The sequence below is a fragment of the Gemella sp. oral taxon 928 genome (assembly GCF_001553915.1).
In the GTDB taxonomy this organism is placed as follows: Bacteria; Bacillota; Bacilli; order Staphylococcales; family Gemellaceae; genus Gemella; species Gemella massiliensis.
On the sequence record NZ_CP014233.1, the window covers coordinates 626,402 to 643,234 of the forward strand.

Below are 16,833 nucleotides of genomic sequence, written 5' to 3' on the forward strand. Positions count from 1 at the left end.
GGGACTTGCAGAAAAATGAAGGGTGTCGTAAATCACGACTTCCTTAAAGACTATGAGGGGAGTAATGATTTGTTACTCCCTTCTGCGTAAGAAAAGAAAGGAGAGAAAAATGGCAGAAAGACGAATGTTTTCCAAGTCCGTTATCTGGTGCGATATGTTTTTAGAAATGCCTTTATCCTCACAGGCACTTTATATGCACCTGAATATGAGTGCCGATGATGATGGATTTGTAGGCAATCCCAAAACAATCTTGAGAATGATAGGAGCAAGTGAAGATGATTTTAAGATATTAGTTACCAAAGGCTTTGTGATTGTGTTTGAGAGCGGAATTATTGTGATTACGCATTGGAAACGAAACAACTACATTCAGAAAGATAGGTACAAGGGGACAATCTATAAAGACGAAAAAAGCTATCTAAACATCAGTAACAATAATCTTTACGAGAAAAAGGAGCGTATTTGTATCCAAAATGTATCCGATTTGGATACACAGGATAGGATAGGTAAGGATAGGTTAGATAAGGGTAGTATAGATAAGGGGAGAGGAGAAGAAGAAAGTCCCCCACCCCCACCCCCAAACTCAAAAACCTACGGGGAATTTCAAAATGTCAATCTAAGTGATGAAGAATATCAAAGGCTAAAGGAAAAGTTAAAAAGCCACACAAACACGATGGTTGAAAAGCTATCAAGGTATATGCAAAGCAGTGGAAAGACCTATCAAGACCATTATGCAACCTTGCTTCACTGGTATGAGAAAGATGAGGAAGAATTGCGAAAGAAAACAAATGATAGAAGCAAAGCTCCAACGATTGAGGAATATATGATAGGAGATCATCTTTAAGATATGCTTAAAAGACGGTGCAAGCACTCTATTTTGTTTCTAAATGCAAAATAGGTAAAAAGATAAGCCAAAAAGAAAAAGAGCTTTAAAACGATTGCCACCGTTTTGTAGTGGGTTTACTAAAAATATTCCTTTATGGTATTTGGAAATGGAAAGGCTTAGAAATTAATGGTATAATAAAATTTAGGAGAAATAAAACATCATTGATTTGAGAGGTATTCACATTGATAGAAATAAGAGAAGTTGTAGGAAATAAGAAGCAGTTTTTATCGCTTTTATTATTGGCAGATGAACAAGAAGATATGATCGACAGATATATAGCAGATGGCACAATGTATGTTTTAGACGATAATGGAGTAAAGGGCGAGTGTGTTGTCCTAAATGTGGGGAATAATACTCTCGAAATCAAAAATATCGCCATTCATCCGGATTATCAAAGAAAAGGATACGGACAGGCTTTCATTGATTTTATTATAGAGAAATACAAAGGGGAATATTCCGTATTGCAAGTGGGAACGGGAGAAAGTCAGACTACCATCCCTTTTTATGAAAAATGTGGCTTTATTCGTTCTCATATCATACCAAATTTTTTTACTGACAATTATGCTAACCCAATATATGAGAATGGAGTACAATTAGTGGATATGGTGTATTTGGAAAGAGCGTTATAAATCAATTTTAAAGTTGTGGAGATAAATATTAATGTTGAGATTAAAACCTTATAATATAAACGAAGCAGATGTAATTCTTTCTTGGAGTAAAGACAAAATAGCTTTTTACAAATGGTCTGCGGGTATTTTGGGCGAATACCCGATAACAAAAGAGAAGTTTGATTTTGTTAATAATCTAATGGCTTTTACAGCTATTGAAGATGATGAGATAGTAGGTTTTTTTACAATGAGAAGACCTTCAGAAAACTTTGATGAGTTGAGGTTTGGCTTTGTAGTCGTTGACCCTTCAAGGCGTGGCAAAGGATACGGCAAGAGAATGCTTCAGTTAGGTTTAAAGTTTGCATTTGAAATTTATGGTGCAAAAAAGGTTTCGTTAAGTGTTTTTGAAAATAATGAATCTGCATATTTCTGTTATAAATCAGTAGGTTTTGACGATGTAATTATAGATAAGACAGAAATTTATTATGTTTTGGGTGAAGAATGGAAATGTAAAGAATTGATGATTGAAACTCAATAGCTCCCAGTTTGTCGCACTAAAACATTAAATAAGATTACTAAAGAGGAAGTAAAAACCAATAGCCGATACTTCCTTTTTTTGTTGCCAAAAATTCAAAAAATGGAAAGGAGAATTTATGGAAGAACTGAAAAACACAGATAAAAAAGGCATTAGCACAAAGAGAAAGATTGGAAAGACCACCTATGAGGTTGTTGTCCATTTCAATGAAAATGCAACAGAAACAATGCAAGATAAGTTGACAAGAATAATGCTGAGGGAGCTTAGGAGAAAATCGAACGAAAAAAAAGATGATTTTGATTAAAAAGTCCTTGACAAGTAGCAACAGGAAAAACGGCAAAATCTATTCTTATCTCTTGTGGTGCAAGGCTTGCTCCATTTGATATTAGGGAACTTAGGGATTTGATGAGTGAAGATGAACTTGAGCTTGATACACTCGGAGATAGAAAAACGGCACTCTTTGTTATTATCTCTGATACAGATGATACCTTTAACTTTGTAGTATCCATTATGTACTCACAACTTTTTAATCTCTTATGTGATAAGGCAGATGATGTATATGGCGGACGATTACCTGTCCATGTGAGATGCTTGCTTGATGAATTTGCAAACATTGGTTTAATACCTAAGTTTGAGAAGTTAATTGCAACAATCCGTTCCAGAGAAATATCAGCAAGTATCATACTTCAAGCACAATCTCAGCTAAAGGCAATCTACAAGGATAACGCTGATACAATCGTAGGTAACTGTGATAGTACCTTGTTTCTTGGTGGCAAGGAGAAAACTACGCTAAAAGAATTGTCTGAAACACTGGGAAAAGAAACGATAGACCTTTACAACACCTCTGAAACAAGGTCAAATCAAAAGAGCTTTGGTTTAAATTATCAAAAGACAGGTAAGGAGCTGATGAGCCAAGATGAAATTACGGTGATGGATGGCGGTAAATGTATTTTTCAGCTTAGAGGTGTCAGACCTTTTCTTTCAGATAAGTACGATATTACAAAGCATAAGAACTATAAGCTCCTTGAGGATTATGACAAGAAGAATTTTTTGACATAGAAAGCTATATGAAGCGAAAAGGAAAAGCAAAATTAAATAGAGAAACGGTTATTACAAGAATGCAGTAAGTCTTAAAAAGATTTGCTGTTTTTTATTCAAAATCAGGAGGCAAGATGATAAGGATCAGAAATCCCACTTAAACGAAAACTAAATAGTAAGAGTATCAGCGATTGGAAAAGAAATACTCCAGTCGCTTTTTTATTGAATTGAAAAGGAAAAATTTTTAATGAAGCAGGAAATGATTAACATCAACGCCAACTTAGTGGCGGAACCAACTTTTTCAAGTTTTGACAAAGATAGAGAAACAGTAGAAGTTGTAAACTTCACGCTTGTAAAAAAGTACGGTAAAGGCAAGGAGTATATTAACTGTACAGCCTATGGAGAAAAAGCAGAGAAGGCAAAGGACTTTGAAAAAGGTGATTTAATCCACATCTTTGGTTACTTTAAGAAGCGTGAAAAAGAGGGAAAGACTTACAAAAACTTTGTAGTGAAGTCATATAACAAGATTGAAAAGAAAGAAGAAAACGAGGAGGAATAACTTATGGCATTTTTTACACAGGCAGTTAATGTATTAAAAATTTTGGTTATGGCAGTAGGTGCAGGACTTGGAGCATGGGGCGTTATCAACTTGATGGAAGGATATGGTAATGACAATCCCGGTGCTAAGAGCCAAGGTATTAAGCAATTTATGCCCAAATAAAGAGGGAATGACACAACTAAATCTCTAAAACTAAAACCTTAAAACAAGTAAAAATTGATTATATTCAATACTTGTAGTATAATATCTGTAATTGTATTTACAAGAAAAAGCAGAAAGAGGGTCAGTATGGCATTAAACTATAAACCGTTATGGGTTCAGCTTGCAAAAAAGGGCTTGAAGAAAACAGATGTTATAGCTATGGCAGGACTTACCACCAATGTTATGGCACAGATGGGAAAGAACAAGCCTATTACAATGAAAAATTTAGAGAGAATATGCAAGGCACTTGACTGTACACCTAACGATGTATTCTCTTTTGATGATGAATATAAGGAATAAAGCGAATATTAACTTGAAAAGGAGTGTATCTGATGAAGACATATCAGGATATAAATAAAGAAACCATTGACAGATGGGTTGAAGAAGGCTGGGAATGGGGTAAACCTATATCGCATGATGAATACATCAATGCAAAAAACGGAGAATGGAAAGTACTGCTTACCCCGACTAAAGCTGTTCCGCATGACTGGCTCGGGGATCTTAAGGAAAAGAAAATCTTAGGCTTGGCGTCGGGAGGCGGACAGCAGATGCCTATATTTACCGCCTTGGGGCAGAATGTACCGTACTGGATTATTCCTCAAAACAAATAGAAAGTGAAATTTTAGTTGCAGAAAGAGAAGGATATTCCATAAAAGCTCTTGAGGGAGATATGACGAAAATCCTGCCTTTTGAAAATGAAAGCTTTGATATAGTTTTTCACCCGGGTTCCAACTGCTATGTTGAGGATGTGCAGCATATTTTTAACGAAGCATATAGAGTTCTGAAAAAAGGCGGCATTTTTCTTGCAGCTCTGGGCAATGAGATAAATTATATAGTGGACAGCGAGGAAAAAGAGATCGTTTGGAAAATGCCTTTTAATCCTTTAAAGGATGAAGCCGCAAAGGCTTTTATGATGGATGAAGATTGCGGAATGCAGTTTTCTCATGATATGACCGAACAGATGGTGGGACAATTAAAGGCGGGATTTACTTTGGTTGATATATATGAGGACACAAACGGCTTCGGAAGACTTCATGAGTTGAATATTAAAACATATATTGCAACTAAAGCTATTAAATTACGGAACCGGATAAATTGAGATTTACGGAGGCCGATAGGTTGAGATATGTACTTTTGCTACGCGGCAAAAATAAGGTATCCATAAGCGATTTAAAAGAAAGGGCGGAACTGCCCGACTGGTGGGAGCAAGAGCTGGCAAGAAGAGATGTTTTATTTTTTTTCGTGTAACTCGGATAGATTCGGACATTCTTGACTTTATAGATAAAGCGGCATTTTATAATGAAATAGTGTATGTAGGGAAACATGCGGTATTTTGGGGCAAATATGACGAGTCGGAATACTTAAAAACCACCTACCATAAAAAATTAATGAAGCAGGATTTTTATAAGAAAATTACGATCAGAAACGGCAATACATTTGAAAAGATCGATGAGATCCTTGAAAATGAAAGATGAATTTAAACTCGAGGGAGATTATAAATGATCAGACTTGATGAAATTACAAATAAGAATATTTGGAAGGTTTGCGCATTGGAGCCATATGAAGAGCAAAAAGATTTTGTTGCGGAAAACATACAGAGTCTTGCGGAAGCATATACAACGAGAAACGAAGGGAATAACGCTTTACCGCTTGCAGTATATGATAACGACACACTTATCGGATTTGTTATGATCGGCAAAGGAACCATCGGCAATGAAGAAGAGAGCCCTTTGATCAAGGAGAATTACAGCCTTTGGAGACTGATGATCGATCGGAAATATCAGGGATGCGGTCTGGGAAAGCAGACAATAGACGCTGTAATTGCTTTGATACGTACATTTCCGTTCGGCGAAGCAAAAAAGGTATGGCTGTCGTATGAACCGGAAAACGTACGGGCAAGAGCAATTTACCTTAAGTATGGCTTTTCTGAAAACGGAGAAATGTGCGGCAATGAAATCGTAGCCGTGTATAATTTATAAAACCCCGTTTTAATAGATAAAGTTTGAGGAGATAAAACGTGATAAGAGAGATTATTATTATATCGGACGCAAAAGAAATACAAGAAATTTGTAAAAATGAGTTGGGATATAATGTTGATATCAATACGGTGAAAACGCAAATCGAAAAATTATCTATTGATAATAAACATCATATCATCGCAGTATATGAAGATGAAAAAACAAATAAGGTTGTCGGCTTTATTCATGCAGAGATATATGAAAGTTTATATAGTGATATCGGATTGAATATATTAGGATTAGCGGTTAATTCTGATTTTCAAGGCAAGGGTATTGGGAAAAAGCTGATGGCTTTTATTGAAGAATACGCCTTGAAAAATAATATCGGTTTCATTAGATTAAATTCCGGATCTCATCGTTTAGAATCATATAAGTTTTATGAAAATATCGGTTATACTTGTGATAAAACTCAAAAACGCTTTATAAAAGTATTCTGATAAGTTAAATTCAAATACCCGCTTTGCAGCCGCTTCCGTTTAGCTTATGTATTTAAAGTTCAAATTCATGGAGGTATGAGTGTGGAATATAATTGCGGATTTCAAAAGGACAATAAAAGGTTCAGATATCGTGCGACGGCAATTATTGTTGAGGATGGCTGTGTTCTTTTTGCCGGAAATGAAAAAGAAGACTATTACTACTTCAATAGGCGGAGCCGTTCATATGGGTGAAACAGCGGAAGATGCGGTTAAAAGAGAAGTATTTGAAGAAACCGGTGTTGAATATGAAGTGGATCGTCTGGCAGTAATTCATGAAAATTTCTTTAATGAGAGCAGCGGCTCATTGCAGGGAACGGATTGTCATGAGATTGCATTATATTATTTGATGAAACCTAGGGGAAGTCAGATACTTAACAGCAACAGCTATACGCTTGGAGTTAAAGAAAATATGTATTGGATCCCGATAGAAAGGCTTGAAGACTACAAGGCATACCCCTTATTTATGAAAGAATTCCTTCAAACTGGTCATTGCGGGATTGAACATATTATTACCGATGAAAGAGCTTGATTAATTGGAAGTTGGCGGGTAGGTGAAACTGAGTGAAAGAATATATTGCGAGTTTAGAAACGGAATTTTCTTTGATAGAAAACGGTTTTAAAGAGGAAGAAAAAAGAGCCTTTGCTGATTATAAATCTAATGATAATGAATATATCAAGAAGTTGGGATTCTTAGCTTATAAATCTGACACATATCAAGTAAGAATGTATGGCGTATTTCTTTTTGGATATTTGTCAGAACAAAATGATATTCTGGTATTTATGAGAGATGAAGTTTCTAAAGATGATAATTGGAGAGTTCAGGAAGTATTAGCAAAGGCATTTGATGAATTTTGCAAAAAGACAGGGTATGAAAAAGCACTTCCAATCATTGATGAATGGTTAGAAAATAATAATCCTAATACAAGGAGAGCAGTTACAGAGGGGTTGAGAATATGGACGAGTAGACCATATTTCAAAGACAATCCGAATGAAGCTATTAGACGAATTGCCAACTTAAAGGAAGATGTGAGTGAATATGTTAGGAAATCAGTAGGAAATGCTCTAAGGGATATAAGCAAAAAATTTCCAGAGTTAATTAAAGCTGAACTTAATAACTGGAAGTTAGAAAGCAAAGAAATAAATCAAGTGTATAAGTTGGCGAGTAAACTTATTAGCTGATAAATTCCAGTTTGTCGAAGTAAAACAATTAAATATAAACAATTATATAGCAACTTATGAAACAGTAAATCAAAAAAGGTTTACTGTTTTTTATTAATGGCTTTAGCCAGTTGAGGAGGCGAAGTCTCCGAAATAATAAACCACCCGCTATGCGGGTGCGAGATAAGAGTTAAACAATTGAAAAATCATCCTTTCTTGATAAAATAAGAGTAGTTCAAGCACTAAAATAAAGAAAGGATGATTTTAATTATGGCAAATAAACATAATAGTTTATCGCATACAAAGTGGATGTGCAAATATCATATAGTATTCTCTCCAAAGTATAGACGAAAAATTATATATAATCAATATCGTAAAAGTCTGCAAGATATCATAAGAACTCTGTGCAGATACAAAGGAGTTGAAATAATAGAAGGACATATGATGCCTGACCACGTTCATCTTGTGCTAAGCATACCGCCTAAGATTAGTGTATTTAGTTTCACGGGATATCTCAAAGGCAAAGGTGCTTTGATGATGTTCGAGAAGCATGGTCAAGCGATAGATAAACTCAGTGTGAAAGAGTACGAAGATCCGTTCAAAAGATAGAAAGCACCTTCGAGGTGCAATCAAAGCGGCAAGGGCAATGTAGCTTGAACAAAGCGAAAGCTAGCGCCTTGAGACGCTAGCCTAGTAACTATTGGGCTTATAGCCCTAGAGTAAACCACCCTTTTTCAGGGGTGGTCATTATTTATGAAGTGTATGAAATATGGTATAATATAATATAGTCAACAAGAATTAAAAATGTGAGATATAATAAGAATTTACATGGGGGAATAAAGTGACAGAAAAAGAAAATAAAGTTTATAAAATATTACTTACTCCTATCAAATGTGATAAAAATGTCCCTAAAATTTGTTTGAAAGATAATGTTATATATAGCCCACAGCTATATAAAAGTAATCCGGATGAAGACATGTCAGATTTTAGTGTGGGTTTCTATAAAATAGTATATAAGGACATTTTAGGAGGAAATAATGTAGAAATTTTAAATGAAGATGGGACATATAAAAATGAGAATTATATGGGAGATACTATTCATTCATTTAATTCACTTGCGAATGTGATTTTGGGTAATAGAACGAAAAAAGAACGAAGTCCAAAAGAAGAGTGGCCTAAAGAATTAATTGACTATCAGTCTAAGTATCATTGTTTAGCTAATTTTTGGGTTATTCCTATGTGTCATGGAAGAACGAGTGCAAAACTCAATCGCTATGATTCTCTAGATTCGTATTTAAACAAAGTATATACAGGGGCTATAAAAAATGCAGATGAGTTTTTTCAGAAGGTTACATATGAATCTTTTTTAGAAATTCATGGTATGTCATGGTACAAAATATCAGATAATCCATTAGAAATATATATATCAAAAGATAAGAAAGGTTGTATTGATGAAATACAACGTATATATAGTTTTTGGAATAAAAGGGCTAGTGAAATTGTAAAAAAATATAATAGTGAACTTTATGATTACTTTGATGATCTTGGATTAATAAATGTAGCTGAGACTACGAATTAATGGTTATTACTTGGCTAAGTTGTTGTAATAAAAATGGTTAGGATTATGACAAATCTAAATTTATCTATCTGATACCTTTTAACGATAACCTTATGCTATCGTTAAAAGGTTTATAGATATGTTTCCATATACAGACAAGACTATATGGCATACTTAGTATTTGCTCGTTTCATTGTGAGTGTGTAACCTTATTAGTTAAGCAATAAAGGAGATTATATTCATTAATTATGGAATTACAAATAATCCGAGAAAATTTGTTGTTGAAATTTGTATATCTGTAAAATATGATTGATTGGAGGATTTGATATGTATTTTAGAGTTGAGAAAGAAATTTTTGAGAAATTGCCAAATGCCTGTTTTGGTGTTGTTATGGCAAGAGGAATAGATAATAGAAGACCATACCCCGAGATTGAAAGGCTACTGACAGAAAATATTCAAACGGCGGTATTACATTTTGAAGAAAAAAAGGTGAAGGAGGAAGCGGAGATTTTGCCATATAGAGAAGCATTTCGTACACTCGGAATCAATCCCAACAAATATCTTTGTTCTATAGAGGCTCTTTTTACCCGTATAGCAAAGGGAAAGAAAATACCACATATAAATCCTATTGTGAATTTGGGCAATGCCGTTTCTTTGAAATACATGCTACCAATGGGGGCGCATGATTTGGGTGGTGATGGTGATGATATTTGCATCCGTTTAGCGAAAGATGGAGATACATTTCTTCCGTTTGGTGCTGATGTAGAAGAAACACCAGATGTTGGGGAGGTTATATATGCAGTTGGACAGCAGGTACGTACAAGACGTTGGACATGGAGACAAAGCGAACATGGCAAGATTACTGCTAATTCATCTGATATCTTTTTCCCGATAGATGGTTTCAATGATTTCAACATAGATAACGTGATAAAGGCACAGACAGAACTGGATAGCCTCTTGAAAAATATTTTTCAATGTAAAACAAAAATTGGATTTATAGATAGTAATAACAGGGAAATGATATTATAATAAATTCGGCTTGAAGCTGAAAAGAATGTATATTACAATGTAAGCTCCAGAAATTACTTAACAACTAAGGTAAATAATAGAACAAATATTGTGCTGGATAATTTTACGCAAGATTTTGGACTTGACTTTAAAGGAAGTACGAGTCAAAGGTAGATCTTAAACGAGAGTAAAAGCCGGTGCCTTTGGACGCTCTGGTCAGTAACCCTTGGATTATAGTCCTTGTGCAAACCGCCAGTTGAACGACCGGTCTTGATTTATACAACTAACTAAGATAGTGTTATTTCAGAAGTAAAGTGTTATTCTAAGTCTTATATTATACAGTAAAACATAGGATATCATTTCGATATGATTGATATTGTTCCGATAAAACAGTATAATATAAATAAATTGAAGCCAATACTTTGATATGTGAAACAGATATGGCTCTTAGAGGGTTCATAATTGACTGAAAATCATTAAAGGAACATTTGGGAATAATTGGGTATTTGAAATATAGTTAATATGGGAGTAGGTATACAATGCCTACTCCCATATTGTATGTTGGGCTCTAACACCATAACGATCCGGAGTATAGTCCGAATTAAAATTAGCTTCAATACGGTATGTCTTCCACAAGGCGTATCCTGATGTCTGTAGTTTAAGGCAGAAAAATATATCGTTCTTTATTTCTTCGTAATCGACAGGATTTAGTGAAAAAATATCGGTTAATTTCCTAGTCTTAAAATCCTTGATGGTTAGTTTTGACAAATCCTTATTATTAAATCTAATCTTGGATAATTGTTCATTATCTGCCTTTATTTCACAAAAAGTTACAATGCAGTTCTTGACCTTATCCGAATCTGACCACTCTGGCGTCAGGGACACATAGCCATATGGCTTGCCATCTCTCACCAGTTCTACAAGTTCGCCATAATAAAAGTGGTCATTACGCTTGTTTACAATCTCACTATCAGGACTTTTATTGTAAAAGGTAAAGCCTGAAGACAAGAGATCAGAAGCTCTTGTCTGACCTACAACTAGGTTGGTTTTGTCTACTTGCACTGTGATAGGCTCGGCAGGGAAACCTGATATAGATATAAACATAGTAAGGAGGAATGATGTGAAAAAAAGACCTCCAATCACTGCATTTGATGAAGAATACACATGCATGGGCTTATTTGACTTGTTACGAATTGTCGAAATAAATTTTATAATACCGTGGATGAGCATAGTTACAAGGACAATAGCCATCTGGGTTCTTAAACAGGTATAAAGTGTTTTTTGGAAATTATACGTTTTGTAATATATTACAATAAATACGATAATATTGATAATGACAAGGCGAAAAATAAAGAAAGTCGCCTCTCTTAGAGCAATAGGATCCGTGACATCATCAAAAGTATGGTAATTTCTATGTCTAAAACCCTGACCAAACTTATAAATCCATTTAGGAACATCTTTGCCTGCCCTTACAGCTAATGCAAGCCTAAGGTAGATATAAATAGTCAATAAAAATGACAATAGGAAAATAAGGTAAAAACCTAAAACTGCTATAAAAAAGCCCATATCCAGTCCTCTTTTCTGAGTTAATCTCTTCAATCAAGTATAAGTAAATTATATCATATAGACAGCCTTGGGGTAAAAAAATTGGTATGAAACATATATTAAAAAATATACACTCATATAGACATAAGTGCATGTTATAATGCAAGTATAAAATATAGAGGAAGTCTTACCCTGATAAAGTTAAGTAGAATATATATTTAGTAATATAATAAAATATAAGAGTTTTATACATAGATAAAGAAAGGAGTGTTAAATATGAAATTTAAGAAAGTTAATAGATTACCAATTAACGTAAAAGAGGTAATAAGGAGACGTATTAGTAACAGAACTTATGAAGAAAGGCCATTGACTGAAGAAGATAAAAACAGTCGATTTAAATGAGCAAGAAAAAGCGGGAGAGTGGCGAAAAGCATGGGAAGATATTACGAACAAATATTTGAAAGAAAACAGCATACAGAAAAAAGTTAACCATCGTTCCTATCAAAGACAAGGTATAGAGCAAATACCGACCATTCATTTAAGTATATCAGCCACCCAAATGGAAAAGCAAGGCATAGCTACTAATAGAGGAAATATCAGTAGAGAAGTCAAATATCAGAATAAGATAATAAAAGAAATTGCAAGACAAATAAAATCCTTGATGAATTAGATAAGAGGAATTGGAAAAGAAGAAAAAGTAGAAAATGAAAATATCAAATCCTCCCTCTAACCAAAAGAAAATCTGCCAACCGTTTTTGAAAAGCTTATCCGTAAAAATGCAGATAATCCTAATGCAGATTTAGAAAAATATATTGAAAGCCATCAATTCTCAAAAGAGAAAAACATCACTTTTCTATCTGAACTGAAAGAAAGTATAGTTACTTTAAGAGATAAGAACTACAAGACCACAAGAGCTATAAAAGATACCGAAAAGAGAATAGATGATAACACCAAACTTATCGACCAAGCAGAGAAGTATTTGAAGTATAAGGATACTTATAAAGTCTATACCAAGTTAAAGAAAAGCAAGCAAGAAGATTTTTATAACGAGCATACCGCAGAGATTATTTTATTTGAAAGTGCCAAGAAATAACTGAAAGAACATTTATAGGGCTTTTAATCTGTTCCGATTGTGGAGGAAAGCTAAGCTATTGAGAGCCGGCAGAACATAAAGAAAAGAAATATGATAGTGATTACTCTTTTGTATGCCAACATTACAGACACAGAAAAGGTACTTGCAGTATTCACTACATCAAAGTAAAAACGGTGAATGAAATTCTCCTAAAATCAATAAAAGAAATCACAGATTTTGCAAAAGAAGAAAAGCAAGAGTTTATAAAAGTGATGAACAAGTTAGTCGACGAAAAAAGAGAAGAAAATTATAAAGAGGATAAAACAAAATTAGAAAAATTATCATCAAGAAATACAGAACTAACAACTCTCATTACAAAGCTATATGAAGGCCATGCACTTGGAAAAATTCCTGTAAAACACTTTGATAGATTATTTAATACCTATGATACAAAGCAACAAGACTTAGAAAAAAATACAGTATTTTGAACAAGAAATAGAAAGATATTATCAGAGAAAAGTTGACACCGATAAATTCTTAAAAATGATAGAAAAATATACCAATATTGAAAAACTGACCGTACCTATGATAAATGAGTATATAGAAAAAGTTGTAGTCCATGAAGCGATAGGAGGAAGAAAAGGTAAAGAAAGAAAACAATAAGTTGATGTATATTTTAATTTTATAGGCAACTATCAAGTGCCACAGAAAGCTGATATAGAAAAAATGGCTTAAAAATGGTATAATATTAAATGAAATAGGATTGTGAGGAGGTGTTTTTATGTCGACAATTAAAATTGAAAACCTCACTTTCTCATATTATGGATATGTAAAACCTATATTTGAAAATGTGTCGTTTTCCTTTGATACAAACTGGAAAATAGGATTGATAGGAAGAAATGGAATTGGTAAATCAACTCTATTTAAGTTACTTTTAAATCAAGAAACTTATCAAGGTAAAATAAGCAAGGATGTTGAATTTATTAAATTTCCACCAGATATAATTGATACTTCAAAATTAGGGATTGAGTTATATAAAGAACTAATATCAGATGAGGAAGAATGGAAATTATTTAGAGAACTTAATTTGCTAAATGTAGATGAAAGGCTTGTTTATAGGAGATTTGAAACGCTTTCTAAAGGAGAACAAACAAAAATCCTTTTAGCTATTTTGTTTACAAGAGAAGATGGTTTTTTACTTATTGATGAACCAACAAACCATTTAGATATGGACGGAAGAAAAATTGTAAGTGAATATCTGAAAAGTAAAAAAGGTTTTTTGCTCATATCTCATGATAGAGATTTTTTAGATGGCTGTGTCAATCATGTTATTTCTATTAACAGGAATTCTATTGATGTTCAATCAGGAAATTATACATCATGGTATGAAAACAAATTGATGAAAGATCAATTTGAAATCAGTCAAAATGAGAGATTAAGAAAAGATATTAAACGATTAAAAGAAGCTGCAAGACAAAGTAAAATTTGGTCTGATAAAATTGAAAACACTAAAAATGGTGTGAAAGTATCAGGTGTAAAACCGGACAAAGGACATATAGGTCATCAGTCAGCCAAGATGATGAAAAAATCTAAGAATTTGGAGAATAGACAAAATAAGGCAATAGAAGAAAAACAGAATTTATTAAAAGATATTGAAACAAAGGAAAGTCTATTACTGCATCCGTTACATCATCACAAAAATCCTCTAATATCGGTTGGTGATTTATCATCACACTATGGAGAAAAACAGATATTAAATAACCTAAGCTTTGAGATAAAACAAGGCGATATAATAGCTATATGTGGTAGTAATGGAAGTGGAAAATCGACCTTGATTAAAATTTTATTAGGTCTAAATCATGAATATACAGGTGAGGTAAAATTAGTAAGTAATTTGAAAATATCGTATATACCTCAAGATACATCTGATTTAACAGGTAGCCTAAATGAGTATATTCATAAGCAAGATGTTGATGAAACATTGTGTAAAACAATTCTTAGAAAATTAGATTTTTCAAGAGAATTATTTGAAATGGATATGAAGAATTATAGTGATGGACAAAAAAAGAAAGTTTTAATTGTCGTAAGTTTGTCAAAGCCAGCTCATTTATTTGTTTGGGACGAACCATTAAATTATATAGATGTAATATCAAGAATACAGATTGAGGAAATTATAAAAGAAGCAAAGCCTACACTTATATTTGTGGAACACGATAAGCGATTTTTAGAAGATATGGCTAATAAAATAATACAATTATAAACGAAATAAACAATCAAAGTTTAGAAGAATCTAATGAAAGTATAAAGTATTGTGAGTTTGAGAATTATGGAAATAATTGCATTGTTGAGAGGAATAACACCGATAGGGAAAATAGAATACCTAAAATGACACTTTTAGTAGAAATAATTGAAAAAGTAAGACTGAAAAATGTAAATACTTGTATTAAAATTGATAATGTTATTTTGGAAACAGAGTTATCAAAGGAGCAAACGGCAAACGGCAAACTTAATTCATTATATAATAGCTAAAGAAACAGGATCAAATTTAAGTATTATCATAAAAAAGGTTCAGAAACTAAGTTTAGAGAAATAAAATAAAAAAACAGTCCTCAACTTTTGATATGTACCCTCTTTACTGGACAATCAGTAAGGAGGGTATTTTTATGCGTTATAGCTATGGATTTAGGCTCTGTGTCAAATACGGGGCATGAGAAAAAATAAGGATAAAATGCTAAGCAATGCAGTGTTGCTTGGCATTTTTCAAAACGCCCTTAAAAGAAATATTATTTTTATACTCAGAAACAAATAACCTAGAAACAACTAAAATGCGTAATCTAAAGTTATAAAAGCTATTATAACCATAAGAAACTCTCTTTAAAACCTTTATCTTATTATTAATACCCTCCAAAGAACCATTAGAAATAGAATACCTAACACTATTAAGCATATACCCTTTATGTTTTCTCATAGTATTAATAGCCTTACTAACACCATCAGATAAATCGATAGTAGATTTTTCAATTAATTCTTTAAACTCCAACTCATTTCTATACCTTATTGCATATCTAATATCCTGAACTCTCTCATAGCTAGCCTTAAATATACAATCTAATCCTAATAAATAATCTAAAATATCACGTCTAGTAACTAAACTCCTAAAACTCCTATTAAAGAAAAACCTACCATGAGTAACATTACTTTCATCTTCTAATATTAACTTCCAATTATTTTTTAAAAGAGTATAATTAATACCTTTTTGTTTTTTGTAAATATTCATTAGCTTAACTCTAGTTCTATTAAGTTCTCTATTAACATTTTGAATAAAGTTCTCTATTAACATTTTGAATAATATGAAACCTATCTATAACAATTTCAGCATTAGGAAACTTATTTCTAATCAACTTCATATAAGGAGTATAAATATCAATACAAATAGCCTTAACATTACTTCTAGCCTCTTTAGAAAATCTGGAAAAATAATTATTTAAAATATACTCAGTTCTACCATCAACTATATCAATAATCTCATGAGTTAAAGCATCTAAAAAAATAAAACTCATACCATTTTTACTATCTTTAGTAAACTTTAACTCATCAAAGCATAAATACTCAGGTAAGGTATTATAGTTAAGAATGTCTACATGGGATTTACATTTATAAAGAGTTCTTATAACAATATTAACCGATACATTATTCATTTTGGCTATTTGTTTAAAAGATAAAGTATCAGCTAAATCACTCATTATAGAAAACTTAACATTTTTAGAAATACTACAGTATTTATCTACAAAAGAAGTAGTAGCTACAAATTTTTTATTACAAGTTTTACACTTGAAACGTTGCTTTCTTAGTTCCAAATAAGCAGGGATACCTGATATTTTTAATAGATTAATTCTAGTAAGTTCATTAAAGCCGTTTTTAACTACAGTATAACCTTTATTAAGACAACCACAGCATTCACACTTCTTGGATTTATATGTTAAGGTACCTTTGAATACAAAGTACTTTTGATTGTTTTTAATGATTTCTCTATGTGTTTCCTCTATAGTAATGTTTTTATCTTTTATTTGTAGTAGGTTTTTAATGAATTCTCCCTCTTTTATTTCTTTTGTTTTTGTGTTAAAATTATTCATGACAGATATCCTTTCATAGTTTATTTTTTGCACTTTAATTA

The 16,833-nt window shown here is 32.6% G+C and carries 23 protein-coding genes and 2 pseudogenes; 22 read left to right on the plus strand and 3 right to left on the minus strand.

Annotated features, from left to right (window positions below):
• Positions 1 to 124: 124 nt before the first annotated feature.
• The 17 genes and pseudogenes from AXE85_RS02760 to AXE85_RS02835 all read left to right on the plus strand — a co-directional run bounded on the left by AXE85_RS02760 (position 125) and on the right by AXE85_RS02835 (position 10,063).
• Positions 125 to 841 carry a replisome organizer gene (locus AXE85_RS02760; RefSeq protein ID WP_231723800.1) on the plus strand — a complete coding sequence of 239 codons (717 nt, stop codon included), beginning with the start codon at positions 125 to 127 and terminating at the stop codon, positions 839 to 841.
• A 224-nt stretch (positions 842 to 1,065) separates the two neighbouring features.
• Positions 1,066 to 1,512, plus strand: coding sequence for a GNAT family N-acetyltransferase (locus AXE85_RS02765; protein WP_009218609.1), 447 nt, complete (start codon positions 1,066 to 1,068; stop codon positions 1,510 to 1,512).
• 31 nt (positions 1,513 to 1,543) lie between these two features.
• Positions 1,544 to 2,029, plus strand: coding sequence for a GNAT family N-acetyltransferase (locus AXE85_RS02770; RefSeq protein ID WP_062173037.1), 486 nt, complete (start codon positions 1,544 to 1,546; stop codon positions 2,027 to 2,029).
• 115 nt (positions 2,030 to 2,144) lie between these two features.
• The gene (locus AXE85_RS02775) at positions 2,145 to 2,330 is read left to right on the plus strand and encodes a transposon-encoded TnpW family protein (protein WP_009529888.1); all 186 of its coding nucleotides are present in this window, start codon (positions 2,145 to 2,147) and stop codon (positions 2,328 to 2,330) included.
• Positions 2,331 to 2,341: 11 nt separating this feature from the next.
• A pseudogene (locus AXE85_RS02780) lies at positions 2,342 to 3,153 on the plus strand (VirD4-like conjugal transfer protein, CD1115 family); the annotation flags it as partial.
• A 158-nt stretch (positions 3,154 to 3,311) separates the two neighbouring features.
• Positions 3,312 to 3,623, plus strand: coding sequence for a hypothetical protein (locus tag AXE85_RS02785; RefSeq protein ID WP_062173038.1), 312 nt, complete (start codon positions 3,312 to 3,314; stop codon positions 3,621 to 3,623).
• Positions 3,624 to 3,626: 3 nt separating this feature from the next.
• Positions 3,627 to 3,785: a Maff2 family mobile element protein gene (locus tag AXE85_RS08225; protein ID WP_072520163.1), complete on the plus strand. Its 159-nt coding sequence runs from the start codon at positions 3,627 to 3,629 to the stop codon at positions 3,783 to 3,785.
• Between the two features lie 126 nt (positions 3,786 to 3,911).
• Entirely contained in the window at positions 3,912 to 4,124 is a 213-nt protein-coding gene (locus tag AXE85_RS02790; protein ID WP_062173039.1) for a helix-turn-helix domain-containing protein, read from the plus strand.
• A 32-nt stretch (positions 4,125 to 4,156) separates the two neighbouring features.
• A complete protein-coding gene (locus AXE85_RS08450) occupies positions 4,157 to 4,435 on the plus strand; it encodes a hypothetical protein (protein ID WP_197415961.1) in 279 nt (92 codons plus the stop codon).
• A complete protein-coding gene (locus AXE85_RS02795) occupies positions 4,381 to 4,923 on the plus strand; it encodes a class I SAM-dependent methyltransferase (protein WP_197415966.1) in 543 nt (180 codons plus the stop codon). Before AXE85_RS08450 ends, AXE85_RS02795 begins: the two co-directional genes overlap by 55 nt.
• A gap of 400 nt (positions 4,924 to 5,323) precedes the next feature.
• Positions 5,324 to 5,803, plus strand: a complete 480-nt coding sequence (locus tag AXE85_RS02805) for a GNAT family N-acetyltransferase (RefSeq protein ID WP_062173040.1) — start codon at positions 5,324 to 5,326, stop codon at positions 5,801 to 5,803.
• 38 nt (positions 5,804 to 5,841) lie between these two features.
• Positions 5,842 to 6,279, plus strand: a complete 438-nt coding sequence (locus tag AXE85_RS02810; RefSeq protein ID WP_062173041.1) for a GNAT family N-acetyltransferase — start codon at positions 5,842 to 5,844, stop codon at positions 6,277 to 6,279.
• Between the two features lie 178 nt (positions 6,280 to 6,457).
• Positions 6,458 to 6,847, plus strand: a complete 390-nt coding sequence (locus AXE85_RS02815) for an NUDIX hydrolase (protein ID WP_231723816.1) — start codon at positions 6,458 to 6,460, stop codon at positions 6,845 to 6,847.
• Positions 6,848 to 6,879: 32 nt separating this feature from the next.
• Complete coding sequence (locus tag AXE85_RS02820; RefSeq protein WP_062173042.1) at positions 6,880 to 7,497, plus strand: DNA alkylation repair protein; 618 nt, start codon at positions 6,880 to 6,882, stop codon at positions 7,495 to 7,497.
• 249 nt (positions 7,498 to 7,746) lie between these two features.
• A pseudogene (gene tnpA, locus AXE85_RS02825) lies at positions 7,747 to 8,028 on the plus strand (IS200/IS605 family transposase); the annotation flags it as partial.
• Between the two features lie 289 nt (positions 8,029 to 8,317).
• Entirely contained in the window at positions 8,318 to 9,055 is a 738-nt protein-coding gene (locus tag AXE85_RS02830) for a hypothetical protein (RefSeq protein ID WP_062173044.1), read from the plus strand.
• A gap of 306 nt (positions 9,056 to 9,361) precedes the next feature.
• Positions 9,362 to 10,063: a B3/B4 domain-containing protein gene (locus AXE85_RS02835; RefSeq protein ID WP_062173045.1), complete on the plus strand. Its 702-nt coding sequence runs from the start codon at positions 9,362 to 9,364 to the stop codon at positions 10,061 to 10,063.
• A 522-nt stretch (positions 10,064 to 10,585) separates the two neighbouring features.
• On the opposite strand, the gene AXE85_RS02840 is transcribed toward AXE85_RS02835, so the two are convergent.
• Positions 10,586 to 11,608, minus strand: coding sequence for a hypothetical protein (locus tag AXE85_RS02840; protein WP_062173046.1), 1,023 nt, complete (start codon positions 11,606 to 11,608; stop codon positions 10,586 to 10,588).
• 358 nt (positions 11,609 to 11,966) lie between these two features.
• On the opposite strand from AXE85_RS02840, the gene AXE85_RS08850 reads away from it, so the two are divergent.
• The 5 genes from AXE85_RS08850 to AXE85_RS08380 all read left to right on the plus strand — a co-directional run bounded on the left by AXE85_RS08850 (position 11,967) and on the right by AXE85_RS08380 (position 15,188).
• Complete coding sequence (locus AXE85_RS08850; protein WP_442899685.1) at positions 11,967 to 12,257, plus strand: MobA/MobL family protein; 291 nt, start codon at positions 11,967 to 11,969, stop codon at positions 12,255 to 12,257.
• 596 nt (positions 12,258 to 12,853) lie between these two features.
• Positions 12,854 to 13,147, plus strand: coding sequence for a hypothetical protein (locus tag AXE85_RS08855; RefSeq protein ID WP_062173047.1), 294 nt, complete (start codon positions 12,854 to 12,856; stop codon positions 13,145 to 13,147).
• Between the two features lie 55 nt (positions 13,148 to 13,202).
• On the plus strand, positions 13,203 to 13,322 hold the full coding sequence (locus tag AXE85_RS08860) for a DUF4368 domain-containing protein (protein WP_062173048.1): 120 nt from the start codon (positions 13,203 to 13,205) through the stop codon (positions 13,320 to 13,322).
• A gap of 118 nt (positions 13,323 to 13,440) precedes the next feature.
• Complete coding sequence (locus AXE85_RS02855) at positions 13,441 to 14,919, plus strand: Lsa family ABC-F type ribosomal protection protein (RefSeq protein ID WP_062173049.1); 1,479 nt, start codon at positions 13,441 to 13,443, stop codon at positions 14,917 to 14,919.
• 125 nt (positions 14,920 to 15,044) lie between these two features.
• The gene (locus AXE85_RS08380; RefSeq protein ID WP_156439982.1) at positions 15,045 to 15,188 is read left to right on the plus strand and encodes a hypothetical protein; all 144 of its coding nucleotides are present in this window, start codon (positions 15,045 to 15,047) and stop codon (positions 15,186 to 15,188) included.
• A gap of 202 nt (positions 15,189 to 15,390) precedes the next feature.
• On the opposite strand, the gene AXE85_RS08590 is transcribed toward AXE85_RS08380, so the two are convergent.
• Positions 15,391 to 15,999, minus strand: coding sequence for a transposase (locus tag AXE85_RS08590; protein WP_231723783.1), 609 nt, complete (start codon positions 15,997 to 15,999; stop codon positions 15,391 to 15,393).
• A complete protein-coding gene (locus tag AXE85_RS08595; RefSeq protein WP_062173050.1) occupies positions 15,968 to 16,792 on the minus strand; it encodes an ISL3 family transposase in 825 nt (274 codons plus the stop codon). Before AXE85_RS08595 ends, AXE85_RS08590 begins: the two co-directional genes overlap by 32 nt.
• Between the last annotated feature and the right edge of the window lie 41 nt (positions 16,793 to 16,833).